The sequence below is a fragment of the Nonomuraea sp. NPDC001699 genome, from assembly GCF_053596455.1.
In genome coordinates, this window is record NZ_JBSFGF010000014.1 from 160,869 (window position 1) to 184,554 (window position 23,686).

Annotated in this window: 28 protein-coding genes; 12 read left to right on the forward strand and 16 right to left on the reverse strand. The window is 71.0% G+C overall.

Features of this window, described 5'->3' with window-relative positions; translation table 11 throughout:
* Nucleotides 1-67: 67 nt before the first annotated feature.
* Nucleotides 68-736 carry a TetR/AcrR family transcriptional regulator gene (locus ACWCSU_RS34555; protein ID WP_357694485.1) on the forward strand — a complete coding sequence of 223 codons (669 nt, stop codon included), beginning with the start codon at nt 68-70 and terminating at the stop codon, nt 734-736.
* Entirely contained in the window at nt 733-1,413 is a 681-nt protein-coding gene (locus ACWCSU_RS34560; RefSeq protein WP_357694487.1) for a DNA alkylation repair protein, read from the forward strand. The genes ACWCSU_RS34555 and ACWCSU_RS34560 overlap by 4 nt, the downstream gene beginning before the upstream one ends.
* Nucleotides 1,414-1,436: 23 nt before the next feature.
* On the opposite strand, the gene ACWCSU_RS34565 is transcribed toward ACWCSU_RS34560, so the two are convergent.
* Complete coding sequence (locus ACWCSU_RS34565; RefSeq protein ID WP_357694673.1) at nt 1,437-2,276, reverse strand: LysR family transcriptional regulator; 840 nt, start codon at nt 2,274-2,276, stop codon at nt 1,437-1,439.
* A gap of 82 nt (nt 2,277-2,358) precedes the next feature.
* Between ACWCSU_RS34565 and metE the strand changes: the two genes are divergently transcribed.
* Complete coding sequence (gene metE, locus ACWCSU_RS34570) at nt 2,359-4,503, forward strand: 5-methyltetrahydropteroyltriglutamate--homocysteine S-methyltransferase (RefSeq protein WP_449940607.1); 2,145 nt, start codon at nt 2,359-2,361, stop codon at nt 4,501-4,503.
* Here metE and ACWCSU_RS34575 read toward each other — a convergent pair.
* The 3 genes from ACWCSU_RS34575 to ACWCSU_RS34585 form a co-directional block, all read right to left on the reverse strand.
* A complete protein-coding gene (locus ACWCSU_RS34575) occupies nt 4,494-5,045 on the reverse strand; it encodes a GNAT family N-acetyltransferase (protein WP_357694491.1) in 552 nt (183 codons plus the stop codon). The two genes, metE and ACWCSU_RS34575, sit on opposite strands and share 10 nt — an antisense overlap.
* A gap of 51 nt (nt 5,046-5,096) precedes the next feature.
* Nucleotides 5,097-6,011, reverse strand: a complete 915-nt coding sequence (locus tag ACWCSU_RS34580) for an ABC transporter permease (RefSeq protein WP_449940610.1) — start codon at nt 6,009-6,011, stop codon at nt 5,097-5,099.
* A gap of 176 nt (nt 6,012-6,187) precedes the next feature.
* Complete coding sequence (locus ACWCSU_RS34585) at nt 6,188-7,030, reverse strand: alpha/beta fold hydrolase (protein ID WP_449940613.1); 843 nt, start codon at nt 7,028-7,030, stop codon at nt 6,188-6,190.
* 67 nt (nt 7,031-7,097) lie between these two features.
* On the opposite strand from ACWCSU_RS34585, the gene ACWCSU_RS34590 reads away from it, so the two are divergent.
* The 3 genes from ACWCSU_RS34590 to ACWCSU_RS34600 all read left to right on the forward strand — a co-directional run bounded on the left by ACWCSU_RS34590 (nt 7,098) and on the right by ACWCSU_RS34600 (nt 8,363).
* Nucleotides 7,098-7,574, forward strand: a complete 477-nt coding sequence (locus ACWCSU_RS34590; RefSeq protein WP_449940616.1) for a MarR family winged helix-turn-helix transcriptional regulator — start codon at nt 7,098-7,100, stop codon at nt 7,572-7,574.
* A gap of 171 nt (nt 7,575-7,745) precedes the next feature.
* Nucleotides 7,746-7,952: a hypothetical protein gene (locus tag ACWCSU_RS34595; RefSeq protein ID WP_125647153.1), complete on the forward strand. Its 207-nt coding sequence runs from the start codon at nt 7,746-7,748 to the stop codon at nt 7,950-7,952.
* 54 nt (nt 7,953-8,006) lie between these two features.
* Entirely contained in the window at nt 8,007-8,363 is a 357-nt protein-coding gene (locus ACWCSU_RS34600) for a type II toxin-antitoxin system VapC family toxin (RefSeq protein ID WP_449940619.1), read from the forward strand.
* Between the two features lie 59 nt (nt 8,364-8,422).
* On the opposite strand, the gene ACWCSU_RS34605 is transcribed toward ACWCSU_RS34600, so the two are convergent.
* Nucleotides 8,423-8,635 carry a hypothetical protein gene (locus ACWCSU_RS34605; protein WP_449940622.1) on the reverse strand — a complete coding sequence of 71 codons (213 nt, stop codon included), beginning with the start codon at nt 8,633-8,635 and terminating at the stop codon, nt 8,423-8,425.
* A complete protein-coding gene (locus ACWCSU_RS34610; RefSeq protein WP_449940624.1) occupies nt 8,632-8,976 on the reverse strand; it encodes a hypothetical protein in 345 nt (114 codons plus the stop codon). Before ACWCSU_RS34610 ends, ACWCSU_RS34605 begins: the two co-directional genes overlap by 4 nt.
* Nucleotides 8,977-9,172: 196 nt before the next feature.
* On the opposite strand from ACWCSU_RS34610, the gene ACWCSU_RS34615 reads away from it, so the two are divergent.
* A complete protein-coding gene (locus ACWCSU_RS34615; RefSeq protein WP_449940627.1) occupies nt 9,173-9,979 on the forward strand; it encodes a UTRA domain-containing protein in 807 nt (268 codons plus the stop codon).
* A gap of 214 nt (nt 9,980-10,193) precedes the next feature.
* On the opposite strand, the gene ACWCSU_RS34620 is transcribed toward ACWCSU_RS34615, so the two are convergent.
* The 6 genes from ACWCSU_RS34620 to ACWCSU_RS34645 all read right to left on the reverse strand — a co-directional run bounded on the left by ACWCSU_RS34620 (nt 10,194) and on the right by ACWCSU_RS34645 (nt 15,874).
* On the reverse strand, nt 10,194-10,733 hold the full coding sequence (locus tag ACWCSU_RS34620; RefSeq protein WP_449940629.1) for a GNAT family N-acetyltransferase: 540 nt from the start codon (nt 10,731-10,733) through the stop codon (nt 10,194-10,196).
* A gap of 277 nt (nt 10,734-11,010) precedes the next feature.
* Nucleotides 11,011-11,928, reverse strand: a complete 918-nt coding sequence (locus ACWCSU_RS34625) for a carbohydrate ABC transporter permease (protein WP_357694506.1) — start codon at nt 11,926-11,928, stop codon at nt 11,011-11,013.
* Nucleotides 11,929-12,840 carry a carbohydrate ABC transporter permease gene (locus tag ACWCSU_RS34630; RefSeq protein ID WP_364093942.1) on the reverse strand — a complete coding sequence of 304 codons (912 nt, stop codon included), beginning with the start codon at nt 12,838-12,840 and terminating at the stop codon, nt 11,929-11,931.
* Nucleotides 12,840-14,252, reverse strand: coding sequence for an N-acetylglucosamine/diacetylchitobiose ABC transporter substrate-binding protein (ngcE, locus tag ACWCSU_RS34635; RefSeq protein WP_364093939.1), 1,413 nt, complete (start codon nt 14,250-14,252; stop codon nt 12,840-12,842). Before ngcE ends, ACWCSU_RS34630 begins: the two co-directional genes overlap by 1 nt.
* A gap of 17 nt (nt 14,253-14,269) precedes the next feature.
* Nucleotides 14,270-15,004, reverse strand: a complete 735-nt coding sequence (locus tag ACWCSU_RS34640; protein ID WP_364093936.1) for an SIS domain-containing protein — start codon at nt 15,002-15,004, stop codon at nt 14,270-14,272.
* Nucleotides 15,005-15,874, reverse strand: a complete 870-nt coding sequence (locus ACWCSU_RS34645) for a MurR/RpiR family transcriptional regulator (protein ID WP_357694514.1) — start codon at nt 15,872-15,874, stop codon at nt 15,005-15,007.
* 79 nt (nt 15,875-15,953) lie between these two features.
* On the opposite strand from ACWCSU_RS34645, the gene ACWCSU_RS34650 reads away from it, so the two are divergent.
* Entirely contained in the window at nt 15,954-16,904 is a 951-nt protein-coding gene (locus ACWCSU_RS34650; protein WP_449940633.1) for an N-acetylglucosamine kinase, read from the forward strand.
* A gap of 3 nt (nt 16,905-16,907) precedes the next feature.
* On the opposite strand, the gene ACWCSU_RS34655 is transcribed toward ACWCSU_RS34650, so the two are convergent.
* The gene (locus ACWCSU_RS34655) at nt 16,908-17,978 is read right to left on the reverse strand and encodes a thiolase C-terminal domain-containing protein (protein WP_449940634.1); all 1,071 of its coding nucleotides are present in this window, start codon (nt 17,976-17,978) and stop codon (nt 16,908-16,910) included.
* A gap of 252 nt (nt 17,979-18,230) precedes the next feature.
* Here ACWCSU_RS34655 and ACWCSU_RS34660 point away from each other — a divergent pair, with 252 nt between their 5' ends.
* Together ACWCSU_RS34660 and ACWCSU_RS34665 are read left to right on the forward strand one after the other, a co-directional pair.
* Nucleotides 18,231-19,079 (forward strand): LysR family transcriptional regulator, encoded by an 849-nt coding sequence (locus ACWCSU_RS34660; protein WP_364093929.1) that lies wholly within the window; start codon nt 18,231-18,233, stop codon nt 19,077-19,079.
* 15 nt (nt 19,080-19,094) lie between these two features.
* Nucleotides 19,095-19,718: a MerR family transcriptional regulator gene (locus ACWCSU_RS34665; RefSeq protein ID WP_449940635.1), complete on the forward strand. Its 624-nt coding sequence runs from the start codon at nt 19,095-19,097 to the stop codon at nt 19,716-19,718.
* 3 nt (nt 19,719-19,721) lie between these two features.
* Here the strand turns inward: ACWCSU_RS34665 and ACWCSU_RS34670 are convergent, their stop codons facing one another.
* Both ACWCSU_RS34670 and ACWCSU_RS34675 read right to left on the reverse strand, forming a co-directional pair.
* On the reverse strand, nt 19,722-20,609 hold the full coding sequence (locus ACWCSU_RS34670; protein WP_449940636.1) for a hypothetical protein: 888 nt from the start codon (nt 20,607-20,609) through the stop codon (nt 19,722-19,724).
* A gap of 51 nt (nt 20,610-20,660) precedes the next feature.
* Nucleotides 20,661-21,338 carry a ThuA domain-containing protein gene (locus ACWCSU_RS34675; RefSeq protein ID WP_357694526.1) on the reverse strand — a complete coding sequence of 226 codons (678 nt, stop codon included), beginning with the start codon at nt 21,336-21,338 and terminating at the stop codon, nt 20,661-20,663.
* Between the two features lie 82 nt (nt 21,339-21,420).
* Here ACWCSU_RS34675 and ACWCSU_RS34680 point away from each other — a divergent pair, with 82 nt between their 5' ends.
* Together ACWCSU_RS34680 and ACWCSU_RS34685 are read left to right on the forward strand one after the other, a co-directional pair.
* Nucleotides 21,421-22,275: an RNA polymerase sigma-70 factor gene (locus ACWCSU_RS34680; protein ID WP_449940731.1), complete on the forward strand. Its 855-nt coding sequence runs from the start codon at nt 21,421-21,423 to the stop codon at nt 22,273-22,275.
* 24 nt (nt 22,276-22,299) lie between these two features.
* Nucleotides 22,300-23,061: an SDR family oxidoreductase gene (locus ACWCSU_RS34685; protein WP_357694528.1), complete on the forward strand. Its 762-nt coding sequence runs from the start codon at nt 22,300-22,302 to the stop codon at nt 23,059-23,061.
* Here ACWCSU_RS34685 and ACWCSU_RS34690 read toward each other — a convergent pair.
* Nucleotides 23,051-23,623: a TetR/AcrR family transcriptional regulator gene (locus tag ACWCSU_RS34690; RefSeq protein ID WP_357694530.1), complete on the reverse strand. Its 573-nt coding sequence runs from the start codon at nt 23,621-23,623 to the stop codon at nt 23,051-23,053. The two genes, ACWCSU_RS34685 and ACWCSU_RS34690, sit on opposite strands and share 11 nt — an antisense overlap.
* Nucleotides 23,624-23,686: the final 63 nt, after the last annotated feature.

Below are 23,686 nucleotides of genomic sequence, written 5' to 3' on the forward strand. Positions count from 1 at the left end.
AGGTAAGGCCGTACGAGCTGGGCCTGTTGCGTGAACAAGCGATTGTCTGAGGGCTCATAATGGAAACGTGACCACGCGAAAGAACTCCGGCACCACCACGTCACCGGCGAAGCGCCAGCGCGCCACCTCGGGGGCGGCCTCCGAGCGGCGCGACCATCTCGTCAAACTCGCCGCGGAGCTCTTCGCGCGCAAGGGCTTCCAGGCCACGACCGTACGCGAGATCGCCGACGAGGCGGGCATCCTGTCCGGGAGCCTCTACCACCACTTCGACTCCAAGGAGACGATCGTCGACGAGGTGCTGTCCACCTTCCTCGACGACCTCATCGCCCGCTACCGCGCCGCCGTCGACAACAACGCCGACGCCCGCACGGTCCTGTCGGAGATGGTCCGCATCGGCTTCGGCACGCTGGAACCCCACCGCGCCGCGATCACCGTCATGCAGAACGACTGGAACTACCTGCGCCAGTTCGAGCGCTTCAACTACCTGGTCAAGGCCGAGGACGAGGTCGAGCAGATCTGGGTGGCCCAGATCAAGGCCGGTCAGGCGGCCGGGCTGTTCAGGGCCGACGTCGACCCCAAGCTGACCTACCGGATGATCCGCGACACCATCTGGGTGGCCGTGCGCTGGTTCCGTCCCGGCGGCAGGCTCAACACCACCGCCCTGGCCGAGCACTACATCACCGTGCTGTTCGACGGCCTCGCCACCGGCGAGCGCACGACCCAGCGCCAGGGATGAGCCTCGGCAAGGCGGTGCGGCTGGCACTGCAGGAGATCGCCGAGCCGCACAAGGCCGAGCCGATGCGCGCGTACATGAAGTCGGAGATGCCCTTCCTCGGCGTGCAGGCGACGCCGAGGCGGGCGGCGCTCAGGCGGGTGTTCGCCGACCACCGCATCGACTCCGCGCCCGAGTGGCGGCGCGCGGTGCTCTCGCTGTGGCGGGAGGCCGAGTTCCGCGAGGAGCGCTACGCCGCCGTCGAGCTGACCGGCTACCACTACTACCGCGACTTCCAGACCCTCTACACCGTGCCGATGTACGAGGAGATGATCGTCACCGGTGCCTGGTGGGACCTGGTCGACGAGCTGGCCACCCACCGCGTCGGCGGCCTGCTGACCGCCTTCCCCGACACCATGCGCCCGCTCGTGCTCGACTGGGCCGCCGGCGACGACCTGTGGAAGCGCCGCACGGCGATCCTGTGCCAGAACCGCTTCAAGTCCCGCACCGACACCGCCCTGCTGTACGCCTGCATCGAACCCAGCCTGTCCGACACCGACTTCTTCGCCCGCAAGGCCATCGGCTGGGCCTTACGGGAGTACGCCAAGACCAATCCCGACGAGGTCGTGCGTTACGTACGCGCCAAGGGCATCTCGGGCCTGAGCCGCCGGGAGGCGCTGAAGAACCTGGCCGTCGACTAGACCCCGCTCATCTGGTCCACAGCTCATCTGGTCCACAGAGCGTCCTGCACCGCCTGCACCAGCGCCATCAGCTCCGGCGTCACCCGCTCCCGCGCCCAGGCCAGCGCGTAGGTGATGCGCAGCTCCCCCGCCTCCAGCGGCACGAACCGCACATCCTCCCGCCTGACGGCCCTGACCAGGAGCTGCGGGATCGGCAGCAGCCCCGCCCCGGCGGCCACCAGGTCGAGCGCGGCGGCGAAGTCGTCGTCGGCCACCATCCGCGAGCGCCCCGGCAGCCCCGGCCACGGCCGGCTCCCCGGCGTCAGCAGCACCTGCCCGCCCAGATCGCCCGGCGTGACCCTGCCGTGCCCGGCCAGCCGGTGCCCCAGCGGGACGGCCAGATGGTCCACGGTGACGTGGAAGCGGGCCGCCGTGACGAACTGCGCGGGCGCCGGCGTGGCCAGGATCGCGGCCGAGACCTCCCCGCTCCCCAGCGCCTGAGCGGCCGCGCCCCGGCCGGCCACGACGAGCTCCACGCCGATCGCCGGAACGCGCCCGGCCAGCCGTCTGGCGATGCGCGCGGCCAGTGTCCCCACCAACGGTGGATAAGCCAGGTGAATGGTCGGGCGGGCCAGTCTGGCGGCCTCGGCGGTGAACGCCTGGGCCGATTCGAGCACCTGCCGGGCGTACGGCAGCAGGCCCTTCCCCTCGGCCGTGAGCCGCACCTCGCGGGCATTGCGCTCGAAAAGCCTCACCCCGGCGGCACGTTCGAGCCGGGTGATGGCCTGGCTGACGGCGGGCTGCGACATGCCGAGGTCAGCGGCGGCGGCCGAGAAGCCGAGTCGCTCGGCGACCAGGAGGAAGCAGTGGATCTCCTTGAGCATAAGCAGCACTTATCGATGATGCACGACCTCGGCGGTGCCCGACACGATTCCGCCATCTGACCGACGTGATCGAGGAGCTGAGATGTCGCCATTCCCCACGTCCACGGTGCTCGGATATCCGAGGATCGGGCCGCGACGGGAGCTGAAGCGGGCGCTGGAGTCGTACTGGGACGGGCGGTCCGGCCGGGCGGAGCTGGAGCGGACGGGCGCCGAGATCAGGGAGCGGACCTGGCGCCGGCTGGCCGAGCTGGGCCTGGAGGGACTGCCGTCCAACACCTTCTCCCTGTACGACCACGTGCTGGACACCGCGGTGCTGCTGGGCGCGGTGCCCGAGCGCTACCGCGCGGCCGAGGACCCCTACTTCGCGATGGCCAGGGGCACCGAGGGCCTGGCGCCGCTGCGGATGACGAAGTGGTTCGACACCAACTACCACTACATCGTGCCGGAGATCGGCCCGGAGACCGTCTTCAAGCTGGACGCCTCCAAGCCGCTCGCCGAGGTGCGCGAGGCCCGCGCGCTGGGCTACGAGACCCGGCCCGTCGTGGTCGGGCCGGTGACGTTCCTGCTGCTGGCCGGGGCGCCCGAGCGGCTGGAGGACGTGCTCGGCTGCTACGAGGAGCTGCTCGCGGCGCTGGCCGCCGAGGGCGTCGCCTGGGTGCAGCTCGACGAGCCGGCGCTGGTCGGCGACCGGACGCCCGAGGAGCTGGAGGCCGTCCGCGACGCCTACGACCGGCTGGGGTCGGCGACCGCCCGCCCTGGACTGTTCGTGGCCTCCTACTTCGGCGACCTCGGCCCCGCGCTGCCGGTGCTGGCCGGCACGCCCGTGGAGGCGATCGGCATTGACCTGGTGCGCGGCGGCGCCGTGACCGACCTGCCGGGCAAGACCGTGGTCGCGGGCGTGGTGTCGGGCCGGGACGTGTGGCGCACGTCGCCGGAGCGCGCGCTGGCCGCCCTGGGCGGCGTGCGGGCGGACCGGGTGACGGTGAGCACGTCGTGCTCGCTGCTGCACGTGCCCTACGACGTGGACGCCGAGCCCGACCTCGATCCGGCGCTGCGGGAACGGCTGGCGTTCGCCGAGCAGAAGGTGGCCGAGGTCGTGGCGCTGGCCCGGTCGGACTTCCAGGGTCCGGCCCCCGTCGCGCCCTCGGTGCCGCTGACCTCGCCGGCCGCGTCCGAGGAACGTGCGCCGTACGCCGTCCGGGCCGCCGCCCAGGCCGCACACCTGGGATTGCCGGCGCTGCCGATCACCACCATCGGCTCGTTCCCCCAGACCGGCGAGCTGCGCGCGGCGCGCGCGGCCGTGGTGGCCGGCACACTGACCGAGGACGACTACGAGCGGCGCGTCGAGGCCGAGATCGAGCACGTCATCAGGGTGCAGGAACGCCTCGGCCTGGACGTGCTCGTGCACGGCGAGCCCGAGCGCAACGACATGGTCCAGTACTTCGCCGAGCACCTGGACGGGTTCGCGGTCACCAGGAACGGCTGGGTCCAGTCGTACGGGTCGCGCTGCACCCGGCCGCCGATCCTGCACGGCGACGTCGGCCGTCCCGGGCCCATCACCGTACGCTGGGCCTCCTACGCGCAGTCGCTCACCGACAAGCCGGTCAAGGGCATGCTCACCGGGCCGGTGACGATCGTGGCCTGGTCGTTCGTCCGCGACGACCTGCCGCTGCGTGACGTGGTGTTCCAGGTCGCCGACGCGGTGCGCGAGGAGGTGCGCGACCTGGAGGCGTCCGGGGTGTCGATCATCCAGGTGGACGAGCCCGCGCTGCGCGAGCTGCTGCCGCTGCGGCGGGCCGCGCAGGCCGACTACCTGGAGTGGGCGGTGGCGGCCTACCGGCGGGCCACCTCGGGTGCGGCCGACCGCACCCAGATCCACACCCACCTGTGCTACTCGGACGCCGACCAGATCCTGGCCGCCATCGACGGCCTGGACGCCGACGTCACCACGATCGAGTCGGCCCGCTCGGGGGCGCGCATCCTGGGCGCGGTGCGCGCGTTCGGCCGCGGCCTCGGGCCCGGCGTGTACGACATCCACTCCCCGCGCGTGCCCGGCGCGGACGAGGTCGAGGACCTGCTGCGCAGGACGCTGGCGGCGCTGCCGGCCGAGCGCGTCTGGGTCAACCCCGACTGCGGGCTGAAGACGCGGACGTACGAGCAGGTGGAGGCGTCGCTGGCGCACGTCGTCGAGGCCACCCGGCGGCTGCGGGCCGAGCTTCAGCCGTAGAGCTCGGTGAACTCCTCGACCGTCATCCCGAACAGGATCCCGTCGTCGTAGCGCCCGGCGGCGAAGCGGCTCCTGCGCCGGCGGCCCTCCTCGACGAAGCCGAGCCGCCGGTGCAGGGCCTGCGACGGGTCGTTGGAGCTGTAGACCCACGCCTCGGCCTTCTGGAAGCGGCGCTCGGCGAACATGTAGCGCAGCAGCAGGACGATCGCCTCGCTGGCGTAGCCCTTGCGGTGGTGGGGCGTGCCGATGGAGATGCCGTAGCAGAACGTGCCGTGCACGCGCTCGACCTCGTGCGTGTTGAGCATGCCGACCGGGCGGCCGTCGGCCGCGTCGGCGATCACCAGGCGGAGCTCGTCCATGTCGGACTCCTGCTCGGCCAGCTCCCTGGCCCACTTCTGCGCCTGGGCGGCCGAGCGGGGCGGAGGCAGCCGCCAGCCGTTCCTGGCCGCGTCGGTGTCCTCGTCGAAGGCGAGGAACGCCGCCCAGTCCTCCGGTTCGATGGCCCTCAGGCGCACGCGCTCGCCGACCCACGCAGACGTCATGATGTGGAGCAAATCAGAGCACGCCCCCGCACGCGAACCCTTTTCCGGCCCTCACCCGCGCCCGTAGGTGTCCTCGGCCCGCCAGAAGTACCAGAGCCCGAGGGTCAGTCCGGCGACCGCCCAGAACACGCAGCTCAGCCAGACGATCGGGCGCGGGCTGTAGGTGTGGATCAGGATTCCGCGCATGACCTCGATGACGGAGGCGGCGGGGTTGAGGTACATGACGTCCGCCACCCACTGCGGCAGCCCGACCCCTCCGACCGGCTTGCCGGTGGCCGGGTCCGGATATCCCACGATCTTGTACTGGATCGAGAAGAAGACGCCGGAGGCGTACAGCCAGGTCCGCAGGACGAACGGCAGGAGCTGGTTCACGTCGCGCAGCGAGGCCCCCAGACGCGCCAGGGCCAGGCTCAGCCCCGTGTTGAACATCGTCTGCAGCAGCAGGACGACCGGGATCAGCAGCCAGTACCAGGTGGGGAACTCCCCCATGACGACCACCAGGACGAGCAGCACGCCCATGGAGACGGCCGACTGCCGCAGTTCCTGAAGGGTGTACGCCAGGGGCAGCGCCGCGCGGGGGAAGTGCAGGGCGCGGATGAGCGAGAGGTTCCCCGAGACGGACTTGGCCCCCGCGGAGGCCGACCGCTGGCTGTAGGTGAAGACGAACATGCCCGTGACGAGGAACGCCGGATAGTTCGCGATGTGCTCGTGCCCGCCCAGGACCAGGCCGAACATGACCCAGTAGATGCCGGCGTTCAGCAGCGGCGTCAGCACCTGCCAGAGTTGCCCGAGCGCGGAGGCGGAGTATTTCGAGGCGGTGCGGGAGGTCGCGTACACCAGGACGAAGTGCCGTCGTTCCCATAATCGGCGCAGGTAGACGCGCATGTCCGGCCGGGCCACGGATCGCCGCAACCCGTGACGGGCCGCGAGAGCGGCCAGCGATTCCTGCTCGGGCGCGGACGACATGGGAGTCTCCTCACGGCCTGCTACGTCGCGGATTGCCAGGGAGTCTAAGTTCCGGGGCGGCGAGACGGGCATCCTCGCGCGCCTCCGAGAGACGCGGTTCCACCGGAGGGGGGCGGCGGCGCGCCGACGTCGAGTCAGGCGGCTCGTCCGTCGAGTCAGGCGGCTCGTCCGTCGAGTCAGGTGGCTTGTTCGTCGAGGAAGTCGACGACGCGGGCGTTGAGGTCGGCGGGCTCGTGCCACGGCATCGCGTGATGGGACAGGCGCGGCAGCACAGCGGTCCGCGCGCCCGGCAGCAGGCGGGCGGCGGCGGAGGCGACGCGGTGCGGGGAGTGCGCCTTGCCACGCCCGGCGACGAGCACGAGGGCCGGTGTGGTGAGCGCGCGCAACGATCCGGGCTCGGGGCGTTTTCCGGTGACGACCTTCGTGTCCGGGAACTCCGCGGCCAGGCCGTAGAGCCGCAGCCAGGCGGGGTCGGCGGGCGCGCCGCCGGTCTCCCACGCCAGGAAGGCCCGCGCGCGCGTGGCCGTCGGCCGCAGCAGGGTGGGCAGCGCGCGGGCCAGGTATCCCGCCCGGAACCCGCCGAAGCACTGCGTCGGGTCGAGCAGGACGAGCCGACCGACCCGCCGGGGGGCGTGGAGGGCGTACGTCAGGGCGATCCACCCGCCGTGGGAGTGTCCGCACACCGCGGCGCTGTCGATCCCGAGCCCGTCGAGCACCCCGTCCAGCCAGCCGAGCAGGTCGCGGACGTCACGAGGAGGGCGTTCGCCCCGGATGCTCCGCCCCGGCTCGCCTATGCGGTCCACGGCGTACACCCGATGACGCCGTGCGAACGCGGCGACATTGGCGAACCACATCGCCGCCGTGGTGCCGCCGCCGTGCAGCAGGACCAGCGGCGGGCCGTCGGCGGGGCCGCACGCGTTCACCCGGGTCGTGCCGTACGGCGACGGCAGGTCGATCGTCTCGACCGGAACCGGCCAGCGTTCGAGGACCGCGTCGTAGGCGGAGAGGAAGTCGGACATGCCGCACCTTACTGAATAGCTCGCTCAGCAATAATCTCGCTGGGCGAGATAATGCCATACTGGTGGCATGACGATGCGGCCTGAGCATGCCGGGAAGGTGGACGATCAGGACGCCGGGATGCGGCTGGTCCATCTGCTGCGCGCCATCACCGTGGAACTCGACCGCATGGGCGAGCGGTTCGCCGCCGACAACGCCCTGCACCCGACCGACGTACGCGCCCTCATCTGCCTTCTCGACGCCGCCCGCACCGGCACCCCCGCCACCCCCGGAACGCTGGGCACGCACCTCGGCCTCAACTCCGCGGGCACCACCGCGGTGGTGGACCGTCTGGAACGGCTCGGTCACGTCCGCCGGGAACGCGACACCCAGGACCGGCGGCGGGTGCTGCTGAAGGTCGACGAGAGCGCCGTCACGCTGGGCTGGACCTTCTTCGGCCCGCTCATCCACGAGATCGTCACCCTCATGGGCCGGTACGACACCACGGAACAGGCCACCATCGAACGCTTCCTCAGCGACGTCCACAAGGCCGTCACCCAGGGTTAGGCCGGCGGCGCGGCGTCGCGATCAGATTGTGCTTCGGCGCCGTCATCGACGAGGTGCCGCTTGCCCAGTCGGCCTCACCTCCAGCGAGCCGGAGCTCGACGGGACGACCTTCCCCTGCCAGGACAAGGGTGTCCCAGGCTCAGGACGCTCATGTCTCGTAGACTGGATGGCATGAGCGTGATGCGCGATGAACTTCATCACCTGGTGGACCGGCTGCCCGAAGAGAAGGTCGCGCCTCTGCTCCGTCTGGTCCGGGATCAGCTCGACGAGCAGCAGGCGGTACGGGACCTGCCGTTCATCGGAATGCTTGAGGCGGAGCCGGATTTCGCGGAACGCGCCGAGGAGATCCTGCGGGCGGAGGACAATCACCCTTTGTGATCGTCCTTGACACAGGCCCGTTGGTCGCGGCGCTCAACAGCAAAGACAGGCACCATGAGGTGTGCACGCCTTCTGCGTACGCATCCGGGTCCGTTGCTCGTCCCGTCCACGGTGGTCACCGAGGTGTGTCAGCTGCTGGAGAGGCGGCAGGGCAGCGCAGCGGAGGCTTCGTTCTTGCGAACCTTCGGGGCAGGTCTGAACTTGGTCGATCTTACTGAGCAGGACCTTCGGCGTATGAGCAGGTTGGTCGCCGCCTATGCGAACCTGCCTCTGGGCGCGGTCGACGCCTCCGTCATAGCGATCGCCGAACGGCTCAACACTCCAGAGGTGGCCACGCTCGATCGCCGACACTTCACGGTGGTGCGCCCGCACCACACCCATTCGCTGCTCCTCCTGCCGGAAAGACTCTGAGAACGACTGCTTCGGGGGCGGCGGGACAGGCATGGCGTGCCCGGTCGGCCTCCGTCTGCTCAGTTGCTCGTCGCGGGTGAGCGCGACTTGTCGAGCCTGCTCTCGGCCTGGAGGTTGCCGGCCAGTTCCGCCAGGGTCGCCCCGCAGCGGACGTTGGAGAGCCCGCTGTCACGGGACACGAGGGGGACGCGGAACGCGACCCAGCCGCCGGTCACGTCGATGATCCGCCACCCGGGAAACCTGCCGAGAACTTCCTGGACCGTCAGGCTCATGCCCGTGCTCCCACGGTGAGCGCGGACCTCTCCTGCGACCTGCGCAGTTCCGCGTAGCGGAAGGCGATCCGGCGCGCGGCCCGTGATGACTCGATGGCCGGATGGCGGGCGTGCAACACCCGCGTGCGCCAGCCGTCCCAGTCCGCTCGCCACCGGCACCACTCACCGTCGCACCAGATCACCAGTCCGTCCCACACCCACACCAAGGCGAGGCCGTATCCGATGTGGCTGTCCGTCTGGATGCCGTGCTCGTCTCGCAGGACCTTGCACAGGAGATCTGCGGATGGTCCGGCTTGGAGTTCCTTGCCGTTCTTGGGTACGGCGATAACCTTGTCCTGCATCGTTGACGCCCCAAAGCTCTCGATGCCCAGACCCCTGCTTACGGGTGGTGTTACAGCACCGTTTGTCCCGTAGGTGGGGGTCTTACTACAGCCCCGCTTTAGGGGGGCTAAAGTCGAGGGTAGAGCCGAGGTGAGACCCCTGCAATAGGGGGTCTAAAGTGCGCCGAATGTCGGTCGCTGAGGAGGCGGCACACGGATGGACTTGAAGACGCTGAGGGAAGTCGCCCAGGTCAGTGATCCCGTGGAACGAGCCCGTGTTCTCAGCCGGCTCATGACCGAGGAACAGGGACTGGTGACCGAGGCCGCCAAGATGCGGCGGCAGGCCATCGCCGAGGCGCGGGAGTCCGGCATGAGCCTGGAGGACATCGCCGGGCGGCTGGGCGTCTCACCGGGACGCATCTCGCAGATGCGGAAGGGACCGGCGGCCCGCGCGCCGGAAGGGCCCGCCTCGCCCGCCCCTCGGGTGCTGGTGCAGCGGGCCTTGCCGACCGAACCGGCAGTCCGAGGCTCGAAATCGCTCTTTCTGGCCGAGGCGGAACGGCAGGGGCTCAAGGCGGATCGCCGCATGTTGTACGTCGGGCTGGAGCCCGCCAGTGAGCATGTGGCGGCGTGCCTGCGTGTCGAACCCGAGGCCGAGATCGTGGCCCGGCGCAAGATGATGAGCGCGAACGACGTACCGGTGCGGGTCGCGACGAGCTACTTCCGGGCGGACCTGTTCGGCGATACCCGGATCGCCGAGCCGGAGTTCGTGACGCCCTCGTTGCAGTCGGCGTTGACCGCCCTGGGCTACGCGTTCGGCCACGCCGAGGAGAATCTGACCGCCCGGCTCCCGACCGCCTTCGAGCGTGAGACGTTGGAGCTTGATCCAGGCGAGTGGGTGGTCCAGGTGCTGCGCGCGAGCTATTCGACCGAGGGCACGCCGGTCCATGTCCTTGAGACGATCTGTGCCGCGAGTCGGCACATCTTCCCCATCGGCCAGGTCTCCGGGTACGACGAATTCTGAGGCGCGACCAGCGAGATGGCACCGCCGCCCGGAGACATCTGGCATCCGGTTTCAAGAGCCACTGCCCTTGGACGCGACTCCTGGCCGGAATCCCAGCCGACCAGTCCGACGACCTGGTGCTCTGACCGCACAGGTTCGCCGTGGTGGCGGTCGTGGCGGTTCGATGTGCGGTGACGCCCACCGCAGTCTGATCAAACGCCCCTGGTGGAGAACGTCAGATGCTCGCACTACGGGCGATGCGGTACAGGACGTTCGGACGCAGTGGCCCTTCGGGCTCGGTGGGGTCGTCGAAGTCGTCGGCCGGGTCACGGGTCATGCCGATCCGGCGCATCACCGCCTGGGAACGAAGGTTGGTGGCCGTTGTGACAGCGAGGATCTCAGGAAGCTCAAGAGCGTCGAAGCCGTGGGCCAGGACCGCCAGCGCAGCCTCGGTGGCGTAGCCCTGGCCCCACGCCGAGCGGGCGAGCCGCCAGCCGATCTCCACTCCTGTGAACGGCATGTGGTCGTCCACTTCGTCCAAGCCTGCGAAGCCGATGAACTCACGCGTGCCCTCCACCTCGACCGCCCACCACCCGTAGCCTCGCTGGTCGAACTCGGCCTGAAAGAGGGACACGGAGGCGTCGCTCTGTTCGCGGGTGAGCAGGTCGCCCAAGTGCTCCCGGACCTCGGGATCGGCGTTCATGGCCGCCCACGGTTCAAGGTCGGAGTCACGCCATCGGCGCAGGATGAGGCGCTCGGTACGCAGTTCAGCCATGCTGACCAGCCAACATGAGCCTTGGCCCCCAGGCAATCAATTTTCTTGCGTGACACCGCCTCCCAGAAACACGGGCCGCTCCTGGGGCGAAGGAAGCGGCCACCGATCCGGCGAACGTATGCGGTCAGAGCACGGGCGCCGGCGGCGCCATGGCGCCGCCAGGCGCGGGGGTTGCGCCGCCAGGCGCCCCAAGAAGGACCGCCTGAGTCTCCAGGCGCGAAGCGCCCCCGACGGAGCCCATTGAGCCCAGAGGCGAAGCCCCCTTAGGTGAAGCTGTTCATTTGAGGGCTCCCGAGGTCAGGCCGGACTGGATCTGGCGCTGGAACACCGTGTACACGACCAGCATCGGCAGGATCGCCAGCGTCAGCGCGGCGAACAGCGCCGACCAGTCCTGGTCGTACCCCGCCGCCGTGGAGATGTCCGCGATCCCCTGAGTGAGCACCCATTTGTCCCGGTCCTGGAGCAACACCAGCGGAAGCTGGTACTGGTTCCACTGCCCCAGCACGTTGAAGATCGTGATGCTGATGATGCCCGGCCGCGCCATCGGCAACATGATCTGGAAGAACACGCGGGTGTGCGAGGCGCCGTCCACCATGGCCGCCTCCCCCACCGCCGTGGGCAGCGTACGGAAGAACGCGGTCAGGAAGAACACCGTGAACGGCATCGAGTACGCGATGTAGACCAGCACCAGCCCCGCGTGCGTGTTCAACCCGATGTACGGCCCCACCAGCGGCACCGCCCCCATGTTCTGCACGACGAAGAACAGCGGCGTCAGCTTCAGGTAGACCGGGAAGGCCAGCCCGGAGACGAACAGGAAGTAGATCGGCCGGTTGGCGCGGAAGGGGTAACGCGCCAGCACGTAGGCGGCCATCGAGCCGAGCAGCATCGTCCCGGCCACGCTGAAGGTGACGACGACGACGCTGTTGAGCATGTACTGCCCGATGTGGGCCTGCTCCCAGGCGCGGGCGAAGTTGTCCCAGTTGAGCCTGGCCGGCAGCCCCCAGGCCTCGCCGAAGATCTCGTCCTCGCTCTTCACCGAGGCCAGGAAGGTCCACAGGATCGGCACCACGACGAGCACCGTCCACACCAGGAGCGCGACGTGGGACAGCACGGCCATCGGCCCGAGCCGCCGCCGGCGCTCCTGACGGGCCAGTTTGCGGGAGTTCGCCACCGTCCACGTGGTCGTCGTTGTCATCTAGTACTCGATTCGTTCGCGGCGGGACAGGCGCAGCGAGAGGATGGCGAAGCCGACGGTGAAGAAGAACATCATGACGCCCAGGGCCGAGGCGTAGCCGAAGCGGAAGTACTGGAAGGCGTTGCGGTAGATCTCGGCGGCCATGACGGTGGTCGACCAGTCGGGGCCGCCGTGCTGGTCAGTCATCACCCACACGATCGCGAACGCGTCGAGCGCCAGGATGCCGAGGTAGACCCAGGCCACCTGGATCGTGTCCCACAGCAGCGGCAGCGTGATGCGGAAGAACAGGCTGAACCGGCCGGCGCCGTCGATCTGCGCCGCCTCGAACATGTCGCGCGGGATGGAGGCCAGCCCGGCCGAGAACAGCACGACGTAGAAACCGACCGCCTGCCAGACCAGCACGCCGAGCACCGACCAGAAGGCCACGCCGGGGTCCGACAGGAACCCGACGGGCTTGGCGCCGAGCGCGAGCAGCGGCCCGTTCAGCATGCCGCTGCCGTCGGGCCGGAACACCTGCTGGAACAGCACCCCGACCACGGCCACGGCCAGGACTTGCGGGAAGAAGAACACCACGCGGTAGAACTTCGAGCCCGCGATGCCGGACGAGCCCTTGCGCCCGCCCACGTTGAGCAGGAAGGCGAAGAACAGCGCGATCACGATCGTGAGCAGCGGCAGCAGCACGAGCAGCATGGCGTTGTGGGTGACGGCCTTCCAGAAGACGCCGTCCTTGAACAGCCGTACGAAGTTGTCCAGCCCGATGAAGTCCGGCGTGGCCGTCACGCCGCGCCAGTCGGTCATCGAGATCCGGAACGCCTGGATCAGCGGCGAGATGACGTAGACGAGGTAGAGGATCACCGGGGCTGCCAGGAACGCGGTGATGAACAGCCCGCGGCGATACCTGTTGAACAACATCAGCGCTTGTACTTCTTGATCGAGGAGTCGTTCTTGATCTCGTCGGCCTTCTTCTGCATGCGCTCCAGGTACTTCTCCGGCGTCAGGCCGCCGGACATCAGCTCGCCGGTGGCGGCGATGCCCTCGTCCTTGAGCTGGCCGTACCAGGTGTACCAGCGGTAGTAGACGGTGTTGGCGCCCGCGTCGGCGACGGCCTTGGAGGCGCTGGTGACACCGGGCGAGATCGTACGGCCCTCGGTCGCGCCCTTGACCGCCGTCACCGTCTTGACCATCTCGCTGAAGTCGCCGGCCGCCTTCTTCGACAACATGCCGCGCAGGTACTCGATGCCGCCCTGCGGGTTGGCGCTCTTGGCCGAGACCATGAAGTTCTCGCCGGGCTGGGTGTGCAGGGTGCCGTACGGCATCTTGTCGGAGCCGGTGACGTCGGGGATCGGGAACATGCCGTACTCGAAGTCGGGCGGCGTGGTGCTCTTCTGCTCGTTCTCCAGCCACGACCCGGACGGCAGCATGGCCACCTTGTACTTGTTCTGGGCCGTCTGGGTCTGCACGTGGTCGAGGCCGGTCGTGCCCTCCATGAGGTACTTGGCGCCCACCTCGGCCCAGGCCGTGGCGGCGGTCTTCATGGCCTCGGTGGTCCAGGCGCCGTCCTCCAGGTTGTCGATGTTGACCAGCACCTCGTTGCCGCCGATCTTGGCGGCCATGGTCAGCAGCGGCTCGTACAGGTACTGCGGGAACTTGCCCGCGTACGTGAAGGGCGCCATCTTGCCGGACTTCTTGATCGTCTCGCAGAGCTTGGTGAACTCGTCCCAGGTCTTGGGGATCTCCCAGCCGTTCTCCCTGAACACCTTCTGGGAGTACCAGATGCCGTGGATGTAGTTCACGTAACCCAGCACGCTGAACTTGCCGTCGTAGGTGCCGATCTCGATGACCGACGGGTCGATGGTGTCCCTGACCTTGACGGCGGGGTCGTCCCAGCTCGGCGCGTCGAGCAACGCGGTGAGGTCCTGGAGTTGGCCGTCCTGGGAGAGGGCGCCGAAGTCCATGAAGTTGGCGCCGGAGTTGTCGATCACCTCCGGCGGGTTGCCGCCGGCGAAGCGCGGCTGGAGGACCTTGGTGATCTCCTTGGTCGCGTTGTGCTTGATCTCGCTCTTCGGATATTTCGTCGTGAACAGCGGCTCGTGGATGGTCTTGGCGTAGTCCTGGCCGAAGCCGCCGTCGAAGATCCACACCTCCAGCGGCTTGCCGTCCGCGACGCCGAACGGGTTGGCCGCGCTGGTCGCCACCGGGGCCGACGAGGCGGTGGCGGTGGGCTTGGCGGCGGGGGTGGCACAGGCGGCCAGCGCCCCGGCGACGGGGACGAGAGCCGCGCCGCGCAGGAGTTCACGACGGCTGATATGGGGGGTGTCAGGCATTGATGGCTCCTAGATTTTCATGATCCTCGTCGTATGCGCCCTGCGTATCGGCTCTCCAGGGCCTTGTTGTGCTCGTCGCCGCCGGTCACGTTGACCGACAGGTAGATGGGTGGCCGCTCGCCCAGGGCGACGAGCTCCTCCACCGCCTCGGTGACCACCATCTGCGCGAGCAGCGCCGAGGTGAGCGTGGAGACCGCGCCGAACGTGCCGCCGTCCGGCAGGTCGAGGATGGCGTCCCCGTACGGGGAGCCGTTGTCGAGCACGACGTCGGCCAGGTCCATGAGCTTGACGCCCGAGGGATGGCGCGAGGTCATGCGCGTGCTGTGCGCGACCGAGGTGATCGCGACGAGCGGGTGGCCGCGCTCCTTGACCAGCGTGGCCAGTTCCACGACCGTGCCGTTCACCCCGGAGCTGGAGACCAGGACGAACACGTCCTGCGGCTCGACGGGGGCCAGGTCGTAGATCTCGTGGGCGACGGCCGGGTCGCGTTCCAGCTCGGGGGTGAGCACGCTCGGGGGACGGCCGCCGTACAGGACGAGGTCGCGCGGGGAGAGGCGGTTGCTGGGCACCAGGCCGCCGGCCCGTCCGGCGATCTCCATGGCGATGGCCTCGGAGTGCCCCGACCCGAACGCGTTGACCACCCCGCCGGCGCGCAGCGCGGCGACGATCAGGGCGGCGGCCCGGCGCACCGGCTCGGCCTGGCTCTCGGCGACCCGTCCGGCGAGGGCGAGGGCCGTGGACGCGTAGCTCATTCAGCTCCTCTCCACACGGTGGCTCTCCACCGCGCTGATCGTCAGCTCGAACGCCTCGTTGGTGCGTTCGTAGGTGCGTTGCGCGACCGCCACGTAGACGGCGTCGAGCACGAAGAGCTGGGAGTGCACGGCCGCCAGCCCGCCCAGCCTGAACGTGGTCTCCCTGCTGGCCGTCGTCAGCACCAGGTCGGCCAGCTCGGCCAGCGGCGAGCGGGCGAAGGACGTGACGGCGACCGTGGTCGCGCCGTGGCTGCCCGCCTCGGCCAGCGCCTCCATGACCTCGCGGGTACGGCCCCGGTGGCTGATGCCGATGGCGACGTCGTCCGCGCCGAGCAGGGCGGCCTCCGACAGCGCCACGTGCGCGTCGCCCGCGCTCCAGCAGGGGATGGCGATGCGGCGCAGCCTGCCTTCGAGCATGGTGGCGACGTTCCCACTGGTGGAGACGCCGATCAGGAGCACCCGGCGGGCCCTGACGACGGCGTCGGCGACCTGGGCGACCACCGAGAGGTCGAGCTGGGCGGCGGTGTCCTGGATGAGCCTGGCGTCGGCGGCGGCCATCACCTCGATGGCCGAGTCGAGCGGGTCGTCGGGGCCGATCTCGTGCCCGACGCCCGCGCCCCAGCCGGCCTGCGCGGCCCTGCCGGTCTCGGTGGCGAGCGCGACGCGCAGCTCGGCGTAGCCGGAGAAGCCGAAGGCCCGGCAGAACCTCGTCACGGTGGCGGGCGAGCTGCCCGCCCGCTCGGCCAGCGCGATGATGGTCGACCGCGCGGCCTCGGCGGGGTCGCCGAGTATCACCTCGCCGACCCTGCGCAACGCCTCCGGCAGACCGGGCAGTTCCGTTTCGACGCGCCCGAGCGCTCCTGAAGTCACGAATATTCCTTCCGAATACCCGGTCTTCTGGCGAAAATTATTCTTGCTTCCCGGTCACGTCAACCCCCAGAATTTGACCGTGACCAAATCGCTGGTGGTCGGTGTCGACGCGGGAGCCACCTCGACGCGCGTCTCCGTCCACACCCTCGACGGCACCCGGGTCGGCTACGCGCGGGCGGGCGCCGGCAACCCTTCGGCGCACGGCCTGGACAAGGCGGTGGCGGCGATCGGCACGGCCCTCGGGCAGGCATTGGGATCGCACGACGGCGGCGTGGTCGTGGCCTCGCTGGCCGGGGTCGCGGGCCAGGTCGACACGCTGGTCCCCGAGCTGGCCCGGGTGTGGGCCGCCCACGGCATCGAGGCGGGCCCGCTGATCGAGCGCGACGTGGCGGTGGCCTACGTCGCCGGCACCGCCGAGCCCGACGGCTCGCTGCTGCTGTCGGGCACGGGCGCGGTCGCGGCCAGGATCACCGGCCACCGCATCGACACGATCGCCGACGGGCTCGGCTGGCTGCTGGGCGACGAGGGCTCGGGTTTCTGGATCGGCCGCGCCGCCGCCAAGGCCGTGGTCTCCGCCCTCGACCAGGGCGCGACGGCCCAGCCGGGAAGCCTGGTCGCGCTCGTCGTGGAGCACTTCCTGGGTGAGGAGCGTCCGGGGTCGCCGCGGGCGGTCGCCGACCGGCTCGTACGGCTGGCGCAGGCCGACCACATGCGGCTGGCCGCCCTGTCCGCCCTGGTCAGCCGGGCGGCCGAGGCCGGCGACCCGATGGCGTTCAAGGTCGCCGAGGAGGCCGCCGACCGCCTGGTGGCCACCCTGCGCCGGGTGCACGTCTCGGGGGACGTCGTGCTCGCGGGCAGCGTGCTGACCAGCGAGGGGCCGGTCCGCCGGGCCGTGCTGGCGCGGCTGTCCGGCGAGCGGGTGGCGACGGCGCGCGACGCGGCCGGCGCGGCGGCCTGGCTGGCGGCCCGCGGCGTGCTGCCCGGCGACGACGGCAGGGCCTCGCACGCCGCGTTCACGCTCACTCCCTGACGTTCAACGCGTGAGAAGAGCCGCGCTGCCGTAGCTGCCGCCGAATCCGGTCACCAGGGCGGTCTCGCGGCCGGCGCGCAGCTCCCGCACCGCCTGGGCCACGTTGTTGAGCCCGTGCACGTAGCCCTCGGAGAGCAGGCCGCCGTGCGGGTTCACCCAGGCGTGCCGCCGTTCCAGCAGGTACGCCCCCAGGTCCCCGCGCGCCGCCAGCCCGAAGTCCTCCAGCTGCCGGGGCACCAGCCAGGAGTAGGCGTCGTAGAGCAGCGCCGCCTCGACGTCCGAGGGACGCATGCCGGACGCCTCCCACAGCAGGGGCGCGACGTGGGAGGAGAAGACGCCCGTCACGTCCGGCGAGCGGTCCATGGAGGAGCAGCCCGGCCCGCCCCCGCGGACGACCGCCCGGATGCGCGGCCCGTCCAGGACGCCGCTCACCAGCAGCGCGCACGCGCCGTCGGTCTCCAGGCAGCAGTCGGCGGTGCGCAGCGGCGTGCAGACGTACGGTTTGGCCAGGTAAGCGGCCAGGTCGAGGGGCTCGCGGCGCAGGGCGCGCGGGTTGCCCGCGGCGTTGCGCCTGGACTGGGCGACCACGGCGTGCAGGTGCTCGGCGGTGAGGCCGGTGTCGTGCAGGTAGCGGGTCGCGGCCATGGCGAACAGCGGGACCGGTCCGGCCAGGCCGTAGGTGTGGCGTTCCAGGGGGCCGGTGGAGGCGGTGTTCATGCGCGTGCCGGACCGTCCGTTGAGCGCCCGGAAGACCAGGACGTTCCGGGCCAGGCCGGCATGGATGATCATGGCCGCGTCCCCCAGCACGGACGCCGCCTGCGTCCCGCCGCCGGCGATGTCGTTGTGCCAGCGCAGCCGCTCGATGCCCAGCGCGCGGGCGACCTGGACGACCGGCGCGGAGTCGTTCAGGTGGTAGCTGAGCAGCCCGTCGACCTCGCCCGGCGTGATCCCGGCGTCCGCGCAGGCGGCCCGGCACGCCTCGGCGGCCAGCTCCAGCTCGCCGCGCCCCGACCGCCTGGTCAGCGCGGTCATCCCGATCCCGGCCACGGCCGCGCACCCGGCGAAGGACTGCATCCCGCTCCCTCCGGCTCGGCGATCACGATAACACAGCTAGCCAAGCGCTTGCTCGGCAACCTCGCTGCCGGGCTTCCGGACGGCCGCAACGGCGACGCCTGCCGTCCCAAGGCCTTCGTCGCAAGACCGGACGAGGTCCCGACCAGCGTGAAAGCACATGCCGTGACTGGACGTCTTCACGCGGGCTGCCCCGTCTTGTAATACGGAGAGGTGATCAGCCGATAGCCCATCATCATCACCCCGAGGTGAGAGATGGATCTGCGCTACGTCAGGTACACGATGGCGATCGCGCGCGCCGGCAGCCTGCGCCGCGCCGCGACCGCGCTGCACATCGCCCAGCCCACGCTGTCGGAGCAGCTCAGGGCGCTGGAGAAGGAGATAGGCGTCGAGCTGTTCAGCCGCTCGTCCAGCGGCGTGCGGCTCACCGAGGCGGGCGAGGCGTTCCTGGCCCAGGCCACGGTCGCGCTCGACGCCTACGAACGGGCCGTGGCCGCCGCCCGGAGCAGGGGCCGCACCACCCGGCTGGGCGTGGCCGACGGGCTGGCCGACGTGGCCGCCCGGCTGCTCGCACAGCTCCAGAACGTGCCGGTGCGGATCGCGCCGATGAGCACGGCCGAGCAGATGGTCTCCATCGCCGACGGCACGCTCCAGGCCGGCCTGGGTTACGCCCCCGGCTCGCTGCCCAGGGGCGTGGCGCGCATGCTCGTCCACCGCTTCCCCGTACGCGCGCTGCTCCCCCGCGACCATCCGCTGGCCGGGCGGGAGGCGCTGTCGCTCGCGGACCTCGCCTCCGAGCCGCTGATCATGCCGGAGTCGGACGCGGTCGCCGGGGCCCGACGGTTCCTGGAGGGGTTCGTCCGGCACCGGCTGCATCCCCGGCTGGGCCCGGCCGCCGCCACCCATGACCTGGTGGTCGACATGGTGGGCGCGGGGGCCGGTTACAGCCTGTGCGTCCACGAGGGCAGCACCGTGCCCGACACGGTGGTGTTCGTCCCCGTCAAGGAGGACGTGCCGCCGCTGGAGGCGGTCTTCCTGTGGAACCGGCAGGCCGACGTCCACGAGGTGGTGAGCGCGGCCCGCCACGTCGCCCGATCTGGATAGCGCTATTATCTATCGATGCGCATCTCAGAACTGAGCGCCCGATCCGGTGTCGCCATCCCCACGATCAAGTACTACCTCCGTGAGGGCATGCTGCACCAGGGCGAGCAGACCGCCGCAACCCGCGCCGAGTACGACGAGTCCCACCTGCGCAGGCTCCGCCTGATCCGGGCCCTCCTGGATGTGGGCAGGCTCCCCGTGGCCGCCATCAAGCAGGTCATCGCCGCCGTCGAGGACGAGACGCTGCCCATGCACCACATGCTGGGGATCGCGCATTGGGCGCTCGGCCCGACCGTCGAGCCCGAGCAGGGCGAGGAGTGGCGGACCGCCAGGGCCGAGGTCGACCGGCTGGTCGGCGAACTCGGCTGGACCGTCGCCGACGACGCCCCCACCCGCGACGAGCTGGCCCAGACGCTGGTCCGCATGCGCCAGCTCGGCCTGCACGTCGACCTCGCGCCGTACGTCGAGGCCGCCAGGAAGCTGGTGACCGAGGTCGAGATGGCCACCATCCCCTTCGACGGGCCGCGCGACGCCGCCGTGGAGGCCCTGGTGCTGGGCACCGTACTGTACGGCAAGGCGTTCGACACGCTGCGCCGCATGGCCCAGGAGTCGGAGTCGGCCCACCGGGTGGGGCTGCGCTAGCCGTCAGAGCACGCCGTTCCCGCGCAGGACCCGGATGGCCCGCACGGTGGCCGCGCCCCGCCATTCGAGCACGCCGGCGGGCGAGATCGGCGCGTAGTCCACGACCCAGCCGCCGTCGTCCTGCTGCGACCCTGCCAGCCGGTCGAGGTCGGCGGCGATCACCTCGGGCGCGAACAGCTCGCGCGCGGGCCGCCCCGGGAACGGCGCGAAGTCGAGGGGGTTCAGCCGCTCCTTCGCGGTGCCGCCCTCCACGGGCACCCGCCCGTCGTCGGGCAGGTACGCCGCCAGCCGCTTGAGCAGCCCGGCCGCCTCGGGCCGCGTCCCGTGGACGGCGTCGAGGAAGTGCACGGCGAAGGAGAGCACGTAGGCGTGCGGCCGGTCCTCCAGCGCCTGGATCGCGTCGAGGCAGTAGCGGGTTGCCCGCTCCAGCCACGGGTGCGCGGCCACGGCCGGGTCGTGGGCGGCCACGGCGTGGGCCGCCGCCGCCGAGACGGCGGTGATCTGCAACGACGAGGTGGCATGGTCCGCGCCCGCCCACCAGGGCGCGGTGCCCTCGGGCAGGGTGAGCGGGAGCGCGAACGGCAGGCCGCCGTCGGGCATCGTCACCGACTCCAGCCAGTCGCACAGCGCGACGGCCTGCGGCGCGGTGGCGGGGCCGATCTCCTCGAACACCTCGAAGGCGTGCAGCGCCGTGCCCGGCTGGCTCTCCGGCGAGCGCAGGTCGGGCTCCAGGCCCCAGCCGTAGCCGCCGTCGGGGTTGCGGTAGGCGTCGAGGGCGCCGAGCACGGCGGCCGGGCCGGTCTCCCCCATGAGCAGATGGAAGCGGCGCCGGTCCAGGAGCCTTGCGTGCGTGGCCATGAAGCCGGCGACCGCCGTGAGGTTCACGTTCATGAGGCCATCGTGCCCGCCGGACGGCCCGGGGTCTTGTACGAACCGGACGCGTCAGCCGGTGCCGCCCACCGGCCGTTTCAGCAGCCACGACGCGGCCCGCTGGAGCATCGTCCGGTGGATCTCGTTGTCGTAGGACCTGGTGTCGTGGCCCAGCGCGTCGTAGACCACCCGGCCGCGGCGCACCGGACGCGCCCACACGAGCGGCTGGCCGTGGGAGGAGGCCAGGGGCCGCACGTCCGGCAGCACGTCGAGGTCGCTGTAGACCTCGTCCACCAGGTCGAAGTCGCGCAGGCCGGCCACGATCGGGTGGGCGGCGCCGTGCACCCGCACGCCGGTCCAGCCCAGCGGCGGATGGTGGGACTTGGGCCAGTTCCAGCAGCCGCCGAGCACCCGCGGCCAGCCCTGCCAGTCGTCGAAGCAGACCGCGGCCGTGTGCATGCACAGCAGCCCGCCACCCCGGTCGAGGTGGTCGAGGAGCGTGGTGCGGGCCTGGGTGGGCAACGCGAAACGCCATTCGCCGCGCAGGCCGGCGAAGCGCTCCTGGCCCATCTGCCAGCGCAGCGCGTTGACGGTGATGAGCTGCACCTCCGGCGGCTCGCTCAGCGCGCCCGCGATGTCCTCGGTGATCTCCGACTCGACGCCGACCTCGCCCAGCACGTCGGCGAGCACGGCCGACGTGGCGGCGAAGTCGTGGAAGAGCCCTCCTGACAGGATCAGATTTCTCGCCACGCCTCCAGCCCATCACGCCCGGCCGGGCTTGGCCACCCTCCGGCGACCCCCGCCAGGCCACCCTGCCCGATGACAGGGCATGATGCCGGACGTGGACTTCGAGGAATACCGCCCGATGCTGCTGGGCCTGGCCTACCGCCTGCTCGGCAGCATGTGGGACGCCGAGGACGTCGTGCAGGAGGCCTGGCTGCGATGGGAGGGCACCGACAGGAGCCGGATCAGGGAGCCGCGCGCGTTCCTGCTGACCGTGGTCTCGCGGCTGGCCCTCGACCAGCTCCGCTCGGCCCGGGTGCGGCGGGAGGCGTACACGGGGCCGTGGCTGCCCGAGCCGGTCGCGACCGGCCAGGCGGGGCCGCTGGACACGGCCGAGCTGCGTGACACCGTCTCGTTCGCGACCCTGCACCTGATGGAGAGGCTGTCGCCGCCGGAGCGGGCGGTGTTCGTGCTCAGGGAGGCGTTCGAGCTGCCGTACGACCAGATCGCCGAGATCGTCGGCTCGTCGGTGGCCAACGCCCGGCAGATGCACCACCGCGCCTCGGTCCGGGTGTCGGAGGGCCGCGACCGGTTCACGCCGACGAACGAGGACCACGCCAGGCTGCTGACGAAGTTCATGGAGGCGGCCGGCGGCGGCGACCTCGACGCGCTGACCGAGCTGCTGCACGAGGACGTCGTCATGTGGAACGACGGCGGCGGCAAGGTCAGGGCGGCCCTGCGGCCGATCCTGGGCCGGCGCAAGGTGAGCGGCTTCATCGGCGGCCTGATGGCCCGCTACGACTTCAGCCACGCGCGTCTCGTCGAGGCCAACGGCCGGCCCGCCCTGTGGACGCACGTGGCGGGGAACGACCAGCTCATCGCCCTGGACGTGCGCGACGGCCGCATCCATGGGCTCTACGGCATGCTCAACCCGGACAAGCTGACCCGGGTGCGGCCGAGCTGATCGGCCCGTCACTATAGTCGCCTTATGGATCTCGGCATCTCGGGCAAGGTCGCCCTGGTCACCGGCGGCAGCGCGGGCATCGGCCTGGCCGCCGCCAAGAGCCTGGCCCGCGAGGGCTGCGACGTGTGCGTCAGCGCGCGCAACCCCGAACGGCTCGCGGACGCGGTGGTGGAGCTGCAGCAGTTCGGCGGCGTGGTGCACGCCGTGCTGGCCGACGTGGAGGACCCGGCGGCGGCTCAGCGCGTGGCCCAGGAGACGCGCGACGTGCTCGGCCCGGTCGACATCCTGGTAGCCAACGCGGGCGGCCCGCCCACCGGCCGCTCCGACGAGGTCGACCTCCAGGACTGGGACGTCGCCGTGCAGCGCAACCTGCTCGGCACCGTCCGGCTGATCCAGGCGGTGCTGCCCGAGATGCGCTCGCGCGGCTGGGGCCGGATCGTCACCGTCACCAGCTCCTCCGTCCGCGAGGCGATCGACGGGCTGGCGCTGTCCAACGCCATGCGCCCGGCCGTCGCCGGGATCGTGCGCACGCTGGCCCGCGAGGTGGGCGGCGACGGCGTGCTGGTCAACAACGTGCTGCCGGGGGCCATCGACACCGAGCGCCTGCGCGGCACGTCGGGCGGCGACGACGAGGTCGAGGCGCGCGGCCGGGCCGTGCCGGTCGGGCGCGTCGGGCAGGCCGACGAGGTCGGGGACGTGATCGCGTTCCTGGCCAGCGAGCGGGCCTCGTACGTGAACGGCGTCTCGATGCTGGTCGACGGCGGCGCCGGCCGGGTCATCGCCTGAGCAGGGTGGCGACGACGCCGGCCGCCCACTCCTCGTCCTTGTCGGCCGGCTCGACGAAGTAGGACAGGTTGGCCCGGTGGAAGCAGGCGCCCATCAGCAGGGAGGCCGCCGCGCCGGGGTCGAGGCCGGGGTCGGCGCGGCCGGCGGCCCGCTCGGCCTCAAGGATCTCGGCCAGCGACCGGATCGGCAGGTGGGGGCCGGTGTTCGTGGTGGCGAGCATGTGCCTGAACCGGCCCAGCAGCGAGGGGTCGGCCAGCATGCCGGAGGCGATGGTGGCGGCCTCGGTGTAGAACTCCAGCGCCGCCAGGGCGAACCGGGTGAGGTTGGCCGTCAGGTCACCCTCCCCCGCGCTCAGCCGCAGCCGGGCCAGGGCGGGGGCGAGCGCGGGCAGCCGTTCGAGCAGGACCGCGAGGAAGATCTGCTCCTTGCCGGCGAAGTGCTTGTAGAGCAGGGCCTCGGAGCAGCCGGCCGCCTGGGCGATGCGCCTGGTCGTCGCGCCGGAGATGCCGAACTCCCGGATGGCCTGCTCGGCGGCGTCGAGGATGCGCTCGCGGGTGCTCATCCGCCCATGATATGAGCGAGTGCTCACCAACCTACGCGTGCATGACATCCTTCCCTTAGGGAC